This window comes from Luteimonas colneyensis (assembly GCF_014836665.1).
GTDB lineage: Bacteria > Pseudomonadota > Gammaproteobacteria > Xanthomonadales > Xanthomonadaceae > Luteimonas > Luteimonas colneyensis.
Genome location: NZ_JACSQJ010000005.1, coordinates 210884 through 228739, shown reverse-complemented (window position 1 = coordinate 228739; position 17856 = coordinate 210884). Strand labels below are relative to the sequence as shown.

The window sequence follows — 17856 nt, the reverse complement described above, 5'->3', positions numbered from 1 at the left end:
CGGCCATGGATGGCCGGCGGCCGGAAGTGGGAGCAGGACAGCGCAGATTCCGGCTGGGCATCCCCCCTGCGTCCGCGTCGGGCCGCCGCAGCCCGAAAAACACCAACGCGAACATTCCCCACGATTGGGCGAAGAACCAAGAAAAAGCCGCGGCCCCCCGGGGAGCCGCGGCTTCGTGCTTGCCTGATCCCCTCGCGGGAAGTCGGCGGGCCTCAGTCGAGGCTGTTTGGAGAGTCCTCGCCCGCGAACGCACCCAGCTTGCGCAGCGCGGCCTCGACGCCCGCGCCATAGGCCGGGTCGGCCTTCGTGCAGTTCTCCACGTGCCGGCGCTTGATGAAGTCCGGCGCATCGCCCATGGCGCGGGCGGTGTTGTCGAACAGCAGCTGCTGCTTCTCCGGGGTCATCAACCGGAACAGGTCGCCGGGCTGCTTGTAGTAGTTGGAATCGTCGTCGCGGAAGTTCCACCAGTCGGCGTCGCCGGTGATCTTCAGCGGCGGCTCGCGGAACTGCGGCTGCTCCTGCCACTGGTTGAAGCTGTTGGGCTCGTAGTGGGGCAGGCTGCCGTAGTTGCCGTCCACCCGGCCGATGCCGTCGCGGTGGTTGCTGTTGACCGGGCAGCGCGCCTTGTTGACCGGGATCTGCTGGTAGTTGGTGCCCAGGCGGTAGCGCTGCGCATCGGCGTAGTTGAACAGGCGCGACTGCAGCATCTTGTCCGGCGAGGCGCCGATGCCCGGCACCAGGTTCGACGGTGCGAAGGCGCTCTGCTCGACGTCGGCGAAGAAGTTCTCCGGGTTCCTGTTGAGCTCGAACTCGCCGACCTCGATCAGCGGGTAGTCGCCCTTCGGCCACACCTTGGTCAGGTCGAAGGGGTGGTAGGGCACCTTCCCGGCGTCCTCCTCCGGCATGATCTGCACGTACATCTTCCACTTCGGGAAGTCGCCGCGCTCGATCGCCTCGTACAGGTCGCGCTGGTGGGTCTCGCGGTCGTTGCCGATGGCCTCGGCGGCCTCGGCGTCGCTGAGGTTCTCGATGCCCTGCTGGGTGCGGAAGTGGAACTTCACCCAGTAGCGCTCGCCGGCCTCGTTCCAGAAGCTGTAGGTGTGCGAGCCGAAGCCGTGCATGTGGCGGTAGGACTTCGGGATGCCGCGGTCGCTCATCACGATGGTGACCTGGTGCAGGGCCTCGGGCAGCAGGGTCCACCAGTCCCAGTTGTTGGTGGCCGAACGCAGGTTGGTACGCGGGTCGCGCTTCACCACCTTGTTGAGGTCGGGGAACTTGCGCGGGTCGCGGATGAAGAACACGGGGGTGTTGTTGCCCACCATGTCCCAGTTGCCTTCCTCGGTGTAGAACTTCAGCGCGAAGCCGCGGATGTCGCGCTCGGCATCCGCCGCGCCGCGCTCGCCGGCCACGGTGGTGAAGCGGGCGAACATCTCGGTCTGCTTGCCGACCTTGGAGAAGATCGCCGCGCGGGTGTATCGGGTGATGTCATTGGTGACGGTGAAGGTGCCGAAGGCGCCCGAGCCCTTGGCGTGCATGCGGCGCTCCGGAATCACCTCGCGCACGAAGTTGCCGAGCTTCTCGTGCAGCCACACGTCCTGCGAGAGCAGTGGCCCGCGCGGGCCGGCGGTCAGGCTGTTCTGGTTGTCCGGCACCGGGGCGCCGAAGTCGGTGGTCAGATAGGTGACGGGACACTTCTTGTCGCGGTCGTGGTTGCTCATGCTGCTGGCTCCCCTTGGAGTTGGGTGGCGGACGAGGATCTGCAATCGACTCTACGGCGATGCGATAGAAAGTTGAAATCGAATGATGGAACTCGATTGATAGATGTTCTCTATCGAAGGATGGGTCACTTCCTGCCGAACAGTCCGCCGAGCTTCATCAGGTCGCCGATGCCGAGTTCGCCATCGCCGTCCTGGTCGAGCACGGCGCCGAGCAGGCCGCCGCCGAGGCCGCCTTCCTGCCGGATCTGCTGCTGCTCCTGGCCGAGAAGACCGCCCAGGGCCTGGGCGCTGCCGGCCTGCTGCGTGGATCCGCCGGACATCACCCGCCTGGCCAGGTAGGCCATCACGATCGGCGCCAGCATCTTCAGCAGCTGGCTTGCCTGGCCCTGGCCCAGGCCGGTGGCCTGGGCGATGCCGGCTTCGGCGCGCGGCTGGCTGCCGCCGAAGATATGGCCGAGGATGCCGGCGCCGTCGGTCTGCCGGCTGCCGGCGCCTCCCAGCACCGCGCCAAGCACGCTGCCGATGTCCATGCCGGCGTGGTCCTTCTGCAGCGCACCCAGCAGGGCCTGCGCACCCTGCGGCTGGCTGGCGCTCTTTCCGAGTGCTCCCATGAGCAGCGGCAGCGCGGCGCCGATCGCCGCGGACGACTGCTCCTGGCTGATGCCCAGCTGCTGGGCGAACTGGCTGGCGGGCACGCCCTGCAACTGGGCGGCAAGGTCATCGGTAAGGGTGGCCATCGGCGGGGCTCCTGTCAGTGGAACGTCCGATGGTACGCGCCGTGCCCTGCGCTGCGGCGACCGTCAGTCCTTCGGTGGACCGTCGATGCGTCGCGCCCAGTCCTCGACCTGGCGGGACTCCAGGCGGCGCTCCACCAGCGTCCGCCACGAGGGCACCAGCGGCAGTTCCAGCGCTTCGCGCAGCGGCCCGTGGTCGAGCACGCGATCGGCCAGCAGGCGCATCAGCCGGCGCAGCGGCCATGACGGCCAGGGGCGCTCGATCAGCGCCAGCATGTCGCCCGCCTGCGCGGCGCCGGGCTGCACGACGCGGTAGTACCAGCCGGTGCGCCCGGTGTCCTGCACGCGCCTGGCCATGTCGCGCACGCCGAAGCGGTCGTTGAGCTTCCAGCAGGGCTGCCGGCCCTGGCTCACTTCCAGCACGGCGCTGCCCAGCGCGTACCGGTCGCCGATGCAGACCGTGCCCTCGTCGAGGCCGTGGCTGCTCATGTTCTCGCCGAAGGCGCCGGGCGCGGCCAGCACCGGCAGCTCGCCCAGTTCGGCGCGCCAGGCGACGTAATGCTCGAAGGGGTAGTGGTGCACCGCCTTGTCGACGCCGCCGTGTACGCGGGTGTCACCCTGCTCGTCGCCTTCCAGGCCAAGCCTGCCGATGCGCACCGGGCCGCTGCGCGGGGCCTTGGCGATGCCGCTGCGGCTGCCCGGGCGCGTGTATGGCACGGCGACGCCGGTGAGCAGGGCATCGATGCGCACGCCGGCTCCCGCATCCAGCGGATGGCCGGCGCCGGCGGCATCGCCGCTGTGCGGCGTGTTCACGTCAGCGCCTTGAGCCGGTACAGCGCCTCGAGGGCCTGCTTCGGCGTCAGGTCGTCCGGGTCGATGCCGGCCAGGGCTTCCAGCGCCGCGGACGAGGGTGCGAACAGCCCGAACTGCTGCGGAGCATCCAGGACTTCCGGCGACAGCGGCGGCGAGGCCGGCGGCCCCTGCTGCTCAAGCTCGGCCAGCCGTGCGCGCGCCTGCCGCAGCACCGGCTTCGGCAGCCCCGCCAGCGCCGCCACCTGCAGGCCGAAGCTGCGGTTGGCCGGGCCGTCCTTGACCGCGTGCATGAACACCAGCGCATCGCCGTGCTCGACCGCGTCCAGGTGCACGTTGGCGATGCCGCTGCCGGGCGCGGCCAGCGCGGTGAGTTCGAAATAGTGGGTCGCGAACAGCGTGTAGCAGCGGTTGTGCCCGGCCAGGTGGCGCGCGCAGGCCTCGGCCAGGGCCAGGCCGTCGTAGGTCGAGGTGCCGCGGCCGATCTCGTCCATCAGCACCAGCGACTGCGCGGTGGCGTGGTGCAGGATGTGGCTGGTCTCGCTCATCTCGACCATGAAGGTCGACTGGCCGCGCGCGAGGTCGTCGCCGGCCCCGATGCGGGTGAGGATGCGGTCGATCGGGCCGATGCGCGCGGCGCTCGCCGGCACGAAGCTGCCGATGTAGGCCAGCAGCACGATCAGCGCGTTCTGGCGCATGTAGGTGCTCTTGCCGCCCATGTTCGGGCCGGTGATGACCAGCATGCGGCGCTCGTCGCCCAACACCAGGTCGTTGGGTTCGAAGGGCTCGTCTCGCACGGCCTCCACCACCGGATGGCGGCCGCGCTCGATCTCGAGGCAGGGGGCGTCCACCAGCTCGGGCCGCGCCCAGTCCAGGGCCTGCGCACGCTCGGCCAGGCCGGCGAGCACGTCGAGCTCGGAGAGCGCGCCGGCGCAGCGCTTCAGCGACTCCAGGTGCAGGTTGAGTTCGTCCAGCAGCTGCTCGTACAGCAGGCGTTCGCGGGCCAGCGCGCGCTCGCGGGCGGACAGCACCTTGTCCTCGAAGCCCTTGAGCTCCTCGGTGATGTAGCGCTCGGCGTTGGCCAGCGTCTGCCGTCGGGTGTAGTGCGTCGGCGCCTTCGCCGAGTGCGCCTTGCCGATCTCGATGTAGTAGCCGTGGACGCGGTTGTAGCCGACCTTGAGGCTGGCGATGCCGCTGGCTTCGCGCTCGCGGGCCTCGAGGTCGACCAGGAACCGGTCGGCATTGGTGGACAGCCGGCGCAGCTCGGCCAACTCGGCGTCGAAGCCGTCGGCGAAGACGCCGCCGTCGCGCGCCAGCACCGGCGGCTGAGCGACCAGGGCATCGGCCAGCAGCGCAGCCTGCGCGGCGTGCTCGCCCAGGCTGTCGATGAGCGCCTGCAGCCGCGGCGAATCGACCCGCGCGAGCTGCGCGCGCACGCCCGGCAGCATGCCCAGCGCGTCGCGCAGCGTGGACAGGTCGCGCGGCCGCGCCGAACGCACCGCGATGCGCGACAGGATGCGCTCGACGTCGCCCAGGCCCCGGAACAGCTCGCGCAGGTCGCCTTCGGCGCCGGCGTCGATCAGCGCGGCCACCGCCTGCTGGCGCTGGCCCACGGTGCCGCGGTCGCGCAGCGGGCGGTGCAGCCAGCGTCGCAGCAGGCGCCCGCCCATCGGCGTCACGGTGCTGTCGAGCACGCCGAGCAGGGTGTGCTTCTGCTCGCCGTCGATGCGCGTGTCGAGCTCGAGGTGGCGGCGGGTGGCGGCGTTCATCGCGATCGCGCCGTCGCTGGACTCGAGCGCGATCGAGGTGAGGTGGGGAAGGCGCTGCTTCTGCGTCTCCTCGACGTAGCCGAGCAGGGCGGCCGCCGCGGCGATCGCCTGCGGCCGGTCGTCGATGCCGAAGGCGGTCAGGTCATGCAGCTCGAAGAAGCGCAGCAGCTGGCGGCGGCCGCTGTCGGCGTCGAACAGCCAGGGCGCGCGGCGACGCACGCCGCTGCGCGCGGTGGCGCAGGCCGGCCAGCCTTCCTCGTCGGGCAGCAGCAGCTCGGCGGGGTCCAGCCGCGCGAGCTCGGCCTCCAGCGCGTCGTCGCCGACGACCTCGTTGGCGAGGAAGCGCCCCGCCGACAGGTCGGCCCAGGCCAGTCCGTAGCCGTCGCGGCCGCGGCTGAGCGCAAGCAGCAGCGTGTCGCGGCGCTCGGACAGCAGGGCCTCGTCGGTCACCGTGCCGGGCGTGACGATCCGCACCACCTTGCGTTCGACCAGGCCCTTGCTGGTGGCGGGGTCGCCCACCTGCTCGCAGATGGCGACCGACTCGCCCAGCGCGACCAGGCGCGCGAGGTAGCCTTCGGCGGCGTGGTGCGGCACGCCGGCCATCGGGATCGGCTGCCCGCCGGAGCTGCCGCGCTGGGTCAGGGTGATGTCGAGCAGGCGCGCGGCCTTGCGCGCGTCGTCGTAGAACAGCTCGTAGAAGTCGCCCATGCGGAAGAACAGCAGCACGTCGGCGTGCTCCGCCTTGGCGGCGAAGAACTGCTTCATCAGCGGGGTGTGTTCGGGCGTCTTGTCCAGCGTCATGCGTCCGGCGTGCGGGGCGCGCGGCGGTCGCGCGCGGGACACCGGATTGTAGCCGGGCAGGGTCGGGGCTTCAGCGCTGCAGGGCGCGGACGCCGGGCGGGTCCGGCAGGCCGCCATCGTCCACGACGACGCGGTCGCGTCCGGCCCGCTTGGCGGCGTACATCGCGGCGTCGGCGCGCGCCAGGACGCGCTCGTAGTCCGGGTGCCCGTCCTGGATCGCGGCGCCGATGCTGCCGGTGAGCCGCAGCGTGCTGCCGTCGGCCAGCGTCACCGGGGACGAGGCGATCGCGTTGCGCAGCCCTTCGGCGATCGCCAGTGCGTCGTCGCGGGAGACCGAGCCCAGCACCACCACGAATTCCTCCCCGCCGTAGCGGAAGAGGTAGTCGCTGCCGCGGGTGTTCTGCACCAGCAGCGCCGCGACGTGCTTGAGCGCACGGTCGCCGGCCTCGTGGCCGTGGGTGTCGTTGATCGCCTTGAAGTGGTCGAGGTCGAGCATCAGCACGGCGAACTGGCGCCCGGTGTTGGCCTGCAGCGCGATCTCGCGGCGCAGGATGGTCGGCAGGAAGCGGCGGTTGAGCAGGCGCGTCAGTGCGTCCCGGCCGGACTCGAGGTCGCCGATGCCATCGAACATGATCGACACGAGGCTGCGGATGGCGTCGGCCGGAGCGCAGTTCGTCCAGTAACTCGCGGCGTTCGGCCATGCCGGTGGCGTCGGGCAGGCGCGCGCGCAGGATGCTGTCCAGGCGCGCGGCGATGAGGTTGACTTCGCGGGTCTCCGCCGTGTCGCCGAAGCTCGCCATGCCCTTGTGCAGGAACCACAGCCCGAACTCGGAGCGCGAGATCTGCAGCGGCGCCGGCGGGCCGGGGTGCTCGGAGGTCAGGGCATAGATCAGCGCGTTTTCCCAGGTCAGCAGCAGGGCGCGCTGGCGTTCGCGTTCGGTGCCGATGTTCTGGATCAGGGAGAACAGCCGGAACGCGCCGTCGATCTGGCCCGAGGCCTCGCGCGAACGGCTGTAGGCGCGGGTCATGGACTCCAGCGCCAGGTCGACCAGGCCGTCGGCGCAGACGATGGCGTCCAGGGCCTGCGGAGCGTTGGCGGCGTGCCGGCGGATGCCGGCGTGGAGGTCGTCCTTGAGCCTGCGGCCACCGCGGGCGACGAGGTCGACCGGGATGCCGATGCGGGCGTGGACCTTGCCGACGTGTTCCTGCGTGGCCTGCAGCGCGTCGATGTCGTCCGGGCGGGCCGACAGCAGCGCCGAGAGCCAGCGCTGGAGCGACGGCTTGAGGCGCTCGCGCACCTGGACGACGTCGAGATAGCGCGACGCCCGCGGGTCTTCGAGCATCTCGCCATAGAAGTGGTCGGCCACGGTGGGGCCGCCCTCGGCGACCACCGCGGCCAGCAGGTCGCGGATCCCGTCCGACAGCGCTCCGACCCGGCGCGCCCAGTCGGCGGCCAGCCTTGGATCGGGCGGGGATTCCGGCGCGGGACCGGCGTCGTCGGAGGCGTCGGACGCGGGGTCGGCGTGGGCGTTTCTGAAGGACATCGGCATATTGTCCACCGCCCGCGCGCCCGGTTGGTGAACGTGCCAGGCCCGGCGCTGGAACGCACATACGCGTGCGTCCGGAATTGTGCTAGCGTCGCCCGCAAGGTCGCGGTACCGCAGCGCCAGGCCAGTCCCCCACGCAGGCCCGGCGCATCCACCATGGATCGCATGGTGGCGCCCGCACCGACGTCGATGACATCAATCCGTAGGGGGACACCATGGTCTCAGGCCATCCGCAACGCCACGCGCTCGCAACCGCGCTCCTCGCCATCCTCGCAAGTCCCGTCCTGCTGTCCACGGCGCACGCCCAGGACGCCGCGCCCGCGGCCGAAGACGAGCGACCCACCACGCTTGCCGGCATCACCGTCACCGCGCAGAAGCGCGAGGAGGCGCTGCAGGACGTGCCGATCGTGGTGAACGTGCTCGACGGCCAGCTGCTGCAGGACACCGGGGTGCGCGACATCAAGGACATGCAGGTACTGGTGCCCGGCCTGACGGTGACCAGCACGCAGTCCGCGGCGCAGACCACCGCGCGCATCCGCGGCATCGGCACCGTGGGCGACAACGCCGGCCTCGAATCCTCGGTGGGCGTGGTCATCGACGGCGTGTACCGCGCGCGCAACAGCGTCGGCTTCGGCGACCTCGGCGAGGTCGAGCGGATCGAGGTGCTGAAGGGTCCACAGGGCACGGTGTTCGGCAAGAACACCTCGGCCGGCGTGATCAACGTGGTCACCCGCCGCCCGAGCTACTCGCAGAGCGCCGAGGCCGAGGTCACCGTCGGCAACTACGGGCTGCTCGGCGTATCGGGCGCGTACAGCGACGCGATCGGCGAGTCGGCCGCGTTCCGGGTGTTCGCGGCCAAGCGCGAGCGCGACGGCGTCGACGAGGTCGGGACCGGCGGCGGCCCGCGCCGGGAAACCGACGACGGCGACCAGAACTACCACACCGTGCGCGCCCAGCTGCTGCTGGAGCCGACCGATACCCTCGACATCAACTTCAGCGCCGACTACACCAGCCGCGAGGAAAACTGCTGCGTCACCGTCACCACCCATCGCGGGCCGACGGCGGCGATCATCAACGCGCTGACGCCGGGCGGCGAGGGCATCATCCCGGTCGCCGATCCCGACCGGCGCCTGGCCTATGCCAACCGCTCCACCGAGCAGGACCTGAAGGACAAGGGCGCGTCGGTGCAGGTCGACTGGGACTCGTCCTGGTTCGGCGACGCGACCCTGACCTCGATCACGGCCTTCCGCGACTGGCAGGCCATCAATGGCCTGGACTTCGACTACAGCGGCGCCGACATCCTCTACCGCGCGCCCGATGCCGACGAGTCTCTGACGCGCTTCGAGACCTTCAGCCAGGAGTTCCGGCTGACCGGCTCCACCGATCGCCTCGACTGGATGGTCGGCGTGTTCTATTCGGACGAGGACCTGGACCGCAACGATTCGTACCGGTTCGGCGCGGCCTACGAGCCCTACCTGTCGACCCTGGTGGGCAGCCAGGTGCTGGCCGGCGTCGCCGCGCAACTGGCGCCGCTGGGCCTCACGGTCAACCAGGCGAACCCGGCGACCTTCCTGTCGCAGGTGTCGGGGCAGCCGTTCGGGACCAACTACCAGGGCCTGGCCGCGCTCGACCGCCACGACCAGAACGCGCGCAGCACGGCGATCTTCACCAACAACACCTTCCACGCCACCGATGCGCTCGATTTCACCCTCGGCCTGCGCTACACGCACGAGAAGAAGGAGCTGCATTCGGTCTACAGCAACCCCAACGGCAGCATCGGCTGCGGCTCCACGCTGGCCAACCCGGCCGCGCGCGTGGGCGGGGCGCTGGCGCAGCGCATCGACAACTTCGCCTTCCTGCCGCCTGCCCTGCAGCAGCAGCTGCTCGGCGCGCTGGTGCCCGCGGTCGCGCCGCAGGTCGCCGGCTTCATGTGCCTGCCGTGGGCCAACATCGCCCACCACGGCCGCGACGTCGGGCAGTCGCGTACCGAGAAGGAGTGGTCGGGGACCTTCAAGGCGGCCTACGACTGGTCCGACGAGGTCATGACCTACGCGTCGGTCGCGCGCGGCTACAAGGCCGGCGGCTTCAACCTCGACCGCGTGCAGTCGTCCAACGGCCTGTCGAGCGGCGTCCAGGGCATCACCCCGGTGGACGACACCTCGTTCCCGGGCGAGTTCGTCAACAGCTTCGAACTCGGCATGAAGACGATCTGGGCCGGGGGCAACCTGCTGTTCAACGCCGCGCTGTTCTACCAGGACTACGAGGACTTCCAGCTCAACAGCTTCCTGGGCACGAGCTTCGTGGTGCGATCGATCCCCGAGGTGGTGTCGCAGGGCTTCGAGGCCGACCTGATGTGGCAGACGCCGGTGCAGGGCCTGATGCTGCAGGGTGGCCTCACCTACGCCGAGACGGAGTACGGCGACGACCTGCTGCCCGATGCCGACCTGGCGCTGCTGCCGGGCAGCCAGATGAGCTTCGCGCCGAAGTGGTCGGGCAATGCCTCGGCCACCTACGAGTGGGATTTCGGCGCCGACTACCAGGGGCGCTTCAACATCGGCGCCAAGTACATGTCCGACTACAACACCGGATCCGACCTCGATCCGCAGAAGGCGCAGGAGGCCTACACCCTGCTCAATGCGCGCATCGGCTTCGGTCGCCAGGACAAGCGCTGGATGGTCGAGTTCTGGGGCCAGAACCTGACCGACGACACCTACAAGCAGGTGGGCATCGACGCGCCGATCCAGGCCGGCTCGTGGAACGCCTTCCTCGGCGCGCCGCGCACCTATGGCGTGACGTTCCGGGTCAACTATTTCTGATCCCGTCCCGACCCATCGCGACACCGGACGGCCCGCCCATGCGGGCCGTCCTTTTTCCGGCGAGGCGACAAACCCCGTCCCGAGCGCGGATACTGCGCGCTTTCTTCACGGATTCACGCCATGCACGCTCCCGGCGACGAGGCCCTCGCACAGCTCGCGCACGACACCGGCCGTCGACTCCAGGCCAGCCGCGACATGCTGGTCACGGCCGAGAGCTGCACCGGCGGCTGGATCGCCAAGGTGGTCACCGACATCGCGGGCTCATCGGCCTGGTTCGATTGCGGCATGGCGGTGTACAGCTACGAGGCCAAGCAGGCGCTGCTGGGCGTGCGCCCGCAGACGCTGGAGGAACACGGCGCGGTCAGCCGCGAGACCGCGATCGAAATGGTCTCGGGCGCGCTGGTGCATTCGGGCGCCACCGTCGCGGTGGCCGTGACAGGCATCGCCGGCCCGGGCGGCGGCACCGGGGACAAGCCCGTGGGCACGGTGTGGATTGCATGGAAGCGTCGCGGTGGCTATCCACAGGCGGAAGTCTTCCACTTCGATGGCGACCGCGATGCGGTGCGCCGGCGCACGGTCGCCGAGGCCCTGCACGGCCTGGACCGGCTGCTGTGAGCGGGCGCGCGCCGTGACCATGCTCGACGCGCTCGCCGGCGTCCGCGACCTCGGCCGGCTGCAGGAGATCGCCAGCGTCTTCGTGCGCCACGGCTTCGGCGACCTGGTCCGGCGAAGCGGCATGGCCGGGGTGCTCGAGCGGGCCGGGCGCCTGCTGCACTGGGAGCACGCGGAGGAGCGCCCTGCATTGCTGCCGCCGGCGCGCCTGCGCCGCGCGCTGCAGGAGCTGGGGCCGACCTTCGTCAAGCTGGGCCAGGTGCTGGCCACGCGCGTGGACCTGCTGCCGCCGGAGTGGATCGCCGAGCTGGGGCTGCTGCAGAACGCGGTCCCGGCGCTGCCCTGGGAGACGGTGTATCCGCAGCTGGTGGAGGACCTGGGCATGGCGCCCGAGGTGGCCTTCGCCCGCGTGGAGACGGTGCCGGTGGCCGCGGCATCGCTGGCGCAGGCGCACCGCGCGTGGCTGCACGACGGCAGCCCGGTGATCCTGAAGGTGCGGCGGCCTGGAATCACCGCCACGGTCGAGGCCGACCTGCGACTGATGGCGCGGCTGGCCGAGGTGATCGAGTCGCAGCTCCCCGACCTGCGCCGCTATCGCCCGGTGGAGGTGGTGCGGCAGTTCCGCGACTCGCTGCGCCGCGAGCTCGACTTCGCCGCCGAATGCCGCAACGCCGAGCGCATCGCCGCCAACTTCGCCGACGACCCCGGCCTGGTGGTGCCGCGGGTGCACTGGCAGTGGACCTCGGAGCGGCTCAACGTCCAGGACTTCATCGACGGCATCCCGGCAGGCGACCTGGCCGCCGTCGATGCCGCCGGGCTGGACCGCACGGCGCTGGCGCGCGCGGGCACCGGCATGGTGCTGGAAATGCTGCTCGAGGACGGGCTGTTCCATGCCGATCCGCATCCCGGGAACATCTTCTTCCTGCGCGACGGGCGCATCGCGCTCATCGATTTCGGCATGGTCGGCCACCTCGGCGAGCGCCGCCGGCTGGAGATCGCGCGCCTGCTGCACGGCATGGTGGTGCAGGACGCCGAATCCGCCGCCGACATCCTGCTGGACTGGAGCATGGGCGGCGAGGTCGACGAGGAGCGGCTGGAGTCCGACACCGCGACCCTGGTCGACCGCTACCGCGGCGTGCCGCTGAAGGACCTGCGCATGGGCACGATGCTGTCCGACGCCGCCGGCCTGCTGCGCGCCCATGGCCTGGTGCTGCCGCCAGACCTGGCACTGGTGATCAAGGCCTTCCTGACGCTGGAAGGATTCGGGCGCCAGCTCGATCCCGGCTTCGACATGGCGACGGAGGCGAAGCCCTGGCTGGAGCGGGTGCTGATGCGGCGGTTCGCGCCCTCGGTGCTGGCGCGGCGCGGCCGCCGCGGCCTGGCCGGGATGCTAGAGTTCGGCGCCGAGCTGCCGCGCGACCTGCGCCGGCTGCTGCGCGCCGCCCGCGGTGGGCGCCTGGGTGCACGCATCGACATTCCCACGCTCGACGCTTTCGGCGACCGCATCGACCGGGCGGCCAGCCGGCTGACGATGGGCGTGATCACCGCGGCGCTGATCATCGGCTCCTCGATCGTGATGAACAGCGTCGGCGGCGGCGCGCGCAACCAGTGGCTGATGGCGCTGGGCGTGGCCGGCTTCGTGGGCGCGGCGGCGCTGGGCGTGTGGATCGTCTATTCGATCTGGAAGGGCGCGCACCGGCGTTGATTCCGTGGTCGGTTAGTAGTATTACTACTAACCATGGACATCACCGAGACCCAGCAGGCGGTCCTCGCCCTGATCGCCGAGCGCATCGCGGAGGAGGGCATGCCGCCCTCGCAGGCCGAGATCGCCCGTGCCTTCGGGTTCAGCAGCGTGCGCGCGGCGCAGTACCACCTCGAGGCGCTGGAAGCCGCCGGCGCCATCGAGCGCGTGCCGGGTCGCGCGCGGGGCATCCGGATCCTGCGCGCCCCGGCGCTGCCGCAGACGGCCCTCGATTTCCCCGAAGCCGTCGCCGGAGCCACTGCCGGAGACGACGTGCTCGAACTCCCCGTCCTCGGCCAGGTCGCCGCCGGCGTCCCCATCGGCGCCGACATCGGCAGCGACCAGATGGTGCTGATGGACCGTGCCTTCTTCTCCCCCGCGCCGGACTACCTGCTGCGCGTGCGCGGCGACTCGATGCGCGACGAGGGCATCTTCGACGGCGACCTGATCGGCGTGCACCGCACCGCCAACGCGCGCTCGGGCCAGATCGTGATCGCGCGCATCGACGACGAGATCACCGTCAAGCTGCTGAAGGTCGGCAAGGACCGCATCCGGCTGCTGCCGCGCAACCCGGACTACGCGCCGATCGAGGTCGCGCCGGGCCAGGACTTCGCCATCGAGGGCCTGTACTGCGGCCTGGTGAGGCCGAACCGGTGAGTGGCCGGGCCCTGCGACGCAAGCGGCGACAGGCGCGACCGCCGTTCCCCCACGCAACCGCGGGCGATCGACTGCTGTCCGGCGCCATTGCCACGCCCTAGTTTGAAACCGGCACTCCACGTCGCAGCTCCTGCGACCACCCGCCGGCACACTGACCACATTCCCCGAGACATGAACTGAGGACACCACGATGGACGAGAACAAGAAGCGCGCGCTGGCCGCCGCACTGGGCCAGATCGAGAAGCAGTACGGCAAGGGCTCGGTGATGCGCATGGGTGACCGCGTCGCCGAGACCATCCCGGTGATCCCCACCGGCTCGCTGCTGCTCGACGTCGCGCTCGGCATCGGTGGCCTGCCCAAGGGCCGCGTGGTCGAGATCTACGGCCCCGAGTCCTCGGGCAAGACCACGCTGACCCTGCAGGCCATCGCCGAGTGCCAGAAGCAGGGTGGCACCGCGGCCTTCATCGACGCCGAGCATGCGCTCGATCCCACCTATGCGCAGAAGCTTGGCGTCAACGTCGACGACCTGCTGGTCTCGCAGCCCGACACCGGCGAGCAGGCGCTGGAGATCGCCGACATGCTGGTGCGCTCGAACGCGGTCGACATGGTCGTGGTCGACTCGGTCGCCGCGCTCACGCCCAAGGCCGAGATCGAGGGCGAGATGGGCGACCAGCTCCCCGGCCTGCAGGCGCGCCTGATGAGCCAGGCCCTGCGCAAGCTCACCGGCAACATCAAGCGCTCCAACTGCCTGGTGATCTTCATCAACCAGCTGCGCCACAAGATCGGCATCATGATGCCGGGCCAGAGCCCGGAGACCACCACCGGCGGCAACGCGCTGAAGTTCTACGCCTCGGTGCGCCTGGACATCCGCCGCATCGGCGCGATCAAGAAGGGCGACGAGATCATCGGCAACCAGACCCGCATCAAGGTGGTCAAGAACAAGATGGCGCCGCCGTTCAAGCAGATCATCACCGAGATCCTCTACGGCGAGGGCATCAGCCGCCAGGGCGAACTGATCGACATGGGCGTGGATGCCGGGCTCGTGGAGAAGGCCGGCGCCTGGTACAGCTACGGCAGCGAGCGCATCGGCCAGGGCAAGGAGAACGCCCGCCAGTACCTCAAGGAGAACCTGGCGGTGGCCGAGCGCCTGGAATCCGAACTCCGGGCGAAGATGGCGCCGCTGGCGGGCGCGGTGGCCGACGTCGACGACGAGGATGAAGCCGCCGGCGACGAAGGCGCGGGCGAGCCGACCGCGAAGCGCGGCCGGGGCGCCAAGGCCTGAGCATGGGCGGTGCCGGCGCCTTTGGTGGCCGTCGCCGCGGCCCCGGTTCCAGCGACGGGGGAGGGGAGGGCGCGGCCGGTCCCGGACGCAGGCGCCGGCCCGAGCCGACGCCCGCGCAGCGGGCGATGGGCCTCCTGGTCCGGCGGGAGCATTCGCGCAAGGAGCTGGCACGCAAGCTCGAGGCCCGGGGGGTGGACGGCGACGAAGCCGAGGCCACGGTCGCGCGCATGGCGGAGGCAGGCTGGCAGGACGACGCACGCTTCGCGGCGGGGCTGGCGCGTTCACGCGCGCTGGCCGGATACGGTCCGCTGCGCATCCGCGCCGAGCTGGGCACCCACGGACTGGGCGAGGACCAGGTCCGGGCCGCATTCGAGGCCCTGGCCGAATCCGGTGACGACGACTGGCGGGCCATGGCCCGCGGCCTGGTGCAGCGCCGGCACGGTCCGGGCGTCGCCGATGATCCGGTGCTCCGCCGCAAGGCCGCCGACTTCCTGTTCCGCCGGGGCTTCGACGGCGACACCGTGCGCGCCGCCACCGCCTTCGACCTCGACGACGCCTGAGGGCGGCGGGTCCCGGCGCCTCGGGGCGTGACGGTCCTGCTAACCTAACGGGGACCCGAGCGCCAGCGCCCGGCACCCCCGCGGGCCACGGCCGGCAAGGGCGCCGGGATTTCCGCGCCCCCACCTTGTCCGCAGCCGCACATGCCTTCCGAACAGACCCCCGCGCGTCCCACCACGGCCGATATCCGCCGTGACTTCCTCGAGTTCTTCAGCACCCGTGGCCACACTATCGTGCCCTCGGCGCCGCTGGTGCCCGGCAACGATCCGACCCTGCTGTTCACCAACTCCGGCATGGTGCAGTTCAAGGACGTGTTCCTGGGTGCGGAGAAGCGCAGCTACGTGCGCGCGGCCGACGTCCAGCGCTGCCTGCGCGCCGGCGGCAAGCACAACGACCTCGACCAGGTCGGTTACACCGCGCGCCACCACACCTTCTTCGAGATGCTCGGCAACTGGTCGTTCGGCGACTACTTCAAGCGCGATGCCATCGCCTGGGCCTGGGAGCTGCTGACCGGCGTGTGGAAGATCCCGGCCGAGAGGCTGGTGGTCACCGTCTACCACACCGACGACGAGGCCTACGGCATCTGGCGCGACGTGATCGGGGTGCCGGAGGACCGCATCATCCGCATCGGCGACAACAAGGGCGCGCCGTTTGCCTCGGACAATTTCTGGCAGATGGCCGACACCGGCCCCTGCGGCCCGTGCACCGAGATCTTCTACGACCACGGCGCGCACCACTTCGGTGGCCCGCCGGGCTCGCCGGACGAGGACGGTGACCGCTTCATCGAAATCTGGAATCTGGTGTTCATGCAGTTCGACCGCCAGCCCGACGGCCGCCTCGAGCCGCTGCCCGCGCCCTGCGTCGATACCGGCATGGGCCTCGAGCGCCTGGCCGCCGTGCTCCAGGGCGTGCACGGCAACTACGAGATCGACCTGTTCCAGGCCCTGATCGCCGAGGCCGCGCGCCTCACCGGCACCGCCGACCTCGGCAACAAGTCGCTGCGCGTGATCGCCGACCACATCCGCGCCTGCAGCTTCCTCGTCGCCGATGGCGTGCTGCCCTCGAACGAAGGCCGCGGCTACGTGCTCCGCCGGATCATCCGCCGCGCGCTGCGCCACGGCTGGATGCTGGGCGTCCGCCAGCCGTTCTTCCACCGGCTGGTCGCCACCCTGGACGCGCAGATGGGCGAAGCCTACCCGGTGCTGCGCGACCAGCGCGCGCTGGTCGAGCGCGCCCTGCTGGCCGAGGAGGAGCGCTTCGCCGAGACCCTCGACAGCGGCATGCGCATCTTCGACGAGGTCGCGTCCCGCAGCGATGCCGCCTCCAGCGGCGTGATCCCGGGCGCCGATGCCTTCCGCCTGTACGACACCTACGGCTTCCCGCTCGATCTTACCGCCGACATGGCGCGCGAGCGCGGGATGGAAGTCGACACCGCGGGCTTCGACGCCGCGATGGCGCAGCAGCGCGAGACCGCGCGCGCCGCCGGCAAGTTCGGCGGCGGCACCACGCTGCCCGCCGAGCTGGTGGCGCGCATGCAGCCCACCGGCTTCCTGGGCTATGACCAGGTGCAGGCCGGGGGCCTCGAAGTCGTGGCCCTCCTGCGCGATGGCGTTCCGGTCGAGCGGATCGACGCCGGCGACGAGGCCATCGTCTTCCTCGACCGCACCCCGTTCTACGCCGAGTCCGGCGGCCAGGTCGGCGACACCGGCGAGCTGGACGGGCAGGGCGTGGCCTTCGCCGTCGAGGACACCCGCAAGTTCGCCGGCCAGTTCCATGGCCACGTCGGCCGCCTGCGCAGTGGCGCGCTGGCGGTGGGCGACCACGTGCTGGCCAGCGTCGACGCGGCCCGCCGCGCCACCACGGTGCTCAACCACAGCGCCACCCACCTGCTGCACGGCGCGCTGCGCGAGCGCCTGGGCACCCACGTCGCACAGAAGGGTTCGCTGGTCGCGCCCGACCGCCTGCGCTTCGACTTCTCGCACTTCGAGCCGATCAGCGCCGACGAGCTGCGCGACGTCGAACGGCGCGTCAACGACGAGGTCCGGGCCGACCATGGCGTCGAAATCCGCGAGATGGGCATGCAGGAGGCGATCGACGCCGGCGCCATCGCGCTGTTCGGCGAGAAGTACGGCGAGCGGGTGCGCGTGGTGACGATGGGCGACTCGGTCGAGCTCTGCGGCGGCACCCACGTCGGCCGCACCGGCGAGATCGGCCTGTTCAAACTGGTGTCCGAAGGCGGCGTGTCCGCCGGCGTGCGCCGCATCGAGGCCCTGACCGGCCGCGCCGCGCTCGAGCATGTCGCGCGCGGCGAAGCGCGCCTGGACGAGGCCGCGCGCCTGCTGGGCGGCACCGCGGCCGAAGTCGGGGACAAGCTGCGCACGCTGCTCGACCGCCAGAAGAAGCTGGAGCGCGAGCTCGAGACGCTGAAGGCGCGCGCGGCCAGCAGCGCCACCGCCGACCTGTCCGCGGGCGCCGTGGACGTCGGCGGGATCAAGGTCCTGGCCGTCCGCATCGAAGGCCTCGACGCGCGCGCGCTGCGCGACGCGCTGGACCGCTTCAAGCAGCAGCTCGGCGACGCCGTGGTGCTGCTGGCCGGCGCCAGCGACGGCCGCGCCGCGCTGGTGGCGGGTGTCAGCGGAGCTGCGCTGGGACGCGTCAAGGCCGGCGAGCTGCTGTCACACGTGGCGGCCCAGGTCGGGGGCAAGGGCGGCGGCCGCCCGGACATGGCCCAGGGCGGTGGCGAGGACGGGCCCGCGCTGCAGGCGGCGCTCGCCGCCGTGCCCGGCTGGGTGGCGGCGCGACTGGCCTGAA

The 17856-nt window shown here is 71.1% G+C and carries 12 protein-coding genes and 1 pseudogene; 7 read left to right on the top strand and 6 right to left on the bottom strand.

The genetic code is table 11. From position 1 onward, the window contains the following. Positions 1-212: 212 nt before the first annotated feature. The 6 genes and pseudogenes from H9645_RS10545 to H9645_RS14370 all read right to left on the bottom strand — a co-directional run. Positions 213-1718, bottom strand: coding sequence for a catalase (locus H9645_RS10545; RefSeq protein WP_191729652.1), 1506 nt, complete (start codon positions 1716-1718; stop codon positions 213-215). A 125-nt stretch (positions 1719-1843) separates the two neighbouring features. Beyond that, on the bottom strand, positions 1844-2455 hold the full coding sequence (locus H9645_RS10540) for a DUF937 domain-containing protein (RefSeq protein ID WP_191729651.1): 612 nt from the start codon (positions 2453-2455) through the stop codon (positions 1844-1846). Between the two features lie 63 nt (positions 2456-2518). After that, positions 2519-3265, bottom strand: a complete 747-nt coding sequence (locus H9645_RS10535; RefSeq protein WP_425490236.1) for an MOSC domain-containing protein — start codon at positions 3263-3265, stop codon at positions 2519-2521. Beyond that, positions 3262-5832, bottom strand: coding sequence for a DNA mismatch repair protein MutS (mutS, locus tag H9645_RS10530; RefSeq protein WP_191729650.1), 2571 nt, complete (start codon positions 5830-5832; stop codon positions 3262-3264). The genes H9645_RS10535 and mutS overlap by 4 nt, the downstream gene beginning before the upstream one ends. Before the next feature lie 70 nt (positions 5833-5902). After that, positions 5903-6463 carry a GGDEF domain-containing protein gene (locus H9645_RS14240; RefSeq protein WP_225218192.1) on the bottom strand — a complete coding sequence of 187 codons (561 nt, stop codon included), beginning with the start codon at positions 6461-6463 and terminating at the stop codon, positions 5903-5905. A 94-nt stretch (positions 6464-6557) separates the two neighbouring features. Continuing rightward, positions 6558-7175 (bottom strand): annotated as a pseudogene (locus H9645_RS14370) (protoglobin domain-containing protein); the annotation flags it as partial. A 419-nt stretch (positions 7176-7594) separates the two neighbouring features. Here H9645_RS14370 and H9645_RS10520 point away from each other — a divergent pair. The 7 genes from H9645_RS10520 to alaS all read left to right on the top strand — a co-directional run bounded on the left by H9645_RS10520 (position 7595) and on the right by alaS (position 17855). Further along, positions 7595-10195, top strand: coding sequence for a TonB-dependent receptor (locus H9645_RS10520; protein ID WP_191729649.1), 2601 nt, complete (start codon positions 7595-7597; stop codon positions 10193-10195). A 120-nt stretch (positions 10196-10315) separates the two neighbouring features. Further along, complete coding sequence (locus tag H9645_RS10515) at positions 10316-10810, top strand: CinA family protein (RefSeq protein WP_191729648.1); 495 nt, start codon at positions 10316-10318, stop codon at positions 10808-10810. Positions 10811-10829: 19 nt separating this feature from the next. Then, positions 10830-12512 (top strand): ABC1 kinase family protein, encoded by a 1683-nt coding sequence (locus H9645_RS10510; RefSeq protein WP_191729666.1) that lies wholly within the window; start codon positions 10830-10832, stop codon positions 12510-12512. 33 nt (positions 12513-12545) lie between these two features. After that, positions 12546-13205: a transcriptional repressor LexA gene (gene lexA / locus H9645_RS10505; RefSeq protein ID WP_191729647.1), complete on the top strand. Its 660-nt coding sequence runs from the start codon at positions 12546-12548 to the stop codon at positions 13203-13205. Positions 13206-13395: 190 nt separating this feature from the next. Then, positions 13396-14487, top strand: coding sequence for a recombinase RecA (gene recA / locus H9645_RS10500; RefSeq protein WP_191729646.1), 1092 nt, complete (start codon positions 13396-13398; stop codon positions 14485-14487). Positions 14488-14612: 125 nt separating this feature from the next. After that, on the top strand, positions 14613-15047 hold the full coding sequence (locus H9645_RS10495; RefSeq protein WP_225218176.1) for a regulatory protein RecX: 435 nt from the start codon (positions 14613-14615) through the stop codon (positions 15045-15047). A 141-nt stretch (positions 15048-15188) separates the two neighbouring features. Further along, a complete protein-coding gene (alaS, locus tag H9645_RS10490) occupies positions 15189-17855 on the top strand; it encodes an alanine--tRNA ligase (RefSeq protein WP_191729644.1) in 2667 nt (888 codons plus the stop codon). Position 17856 lies beyond the last annotated feature (1 nt).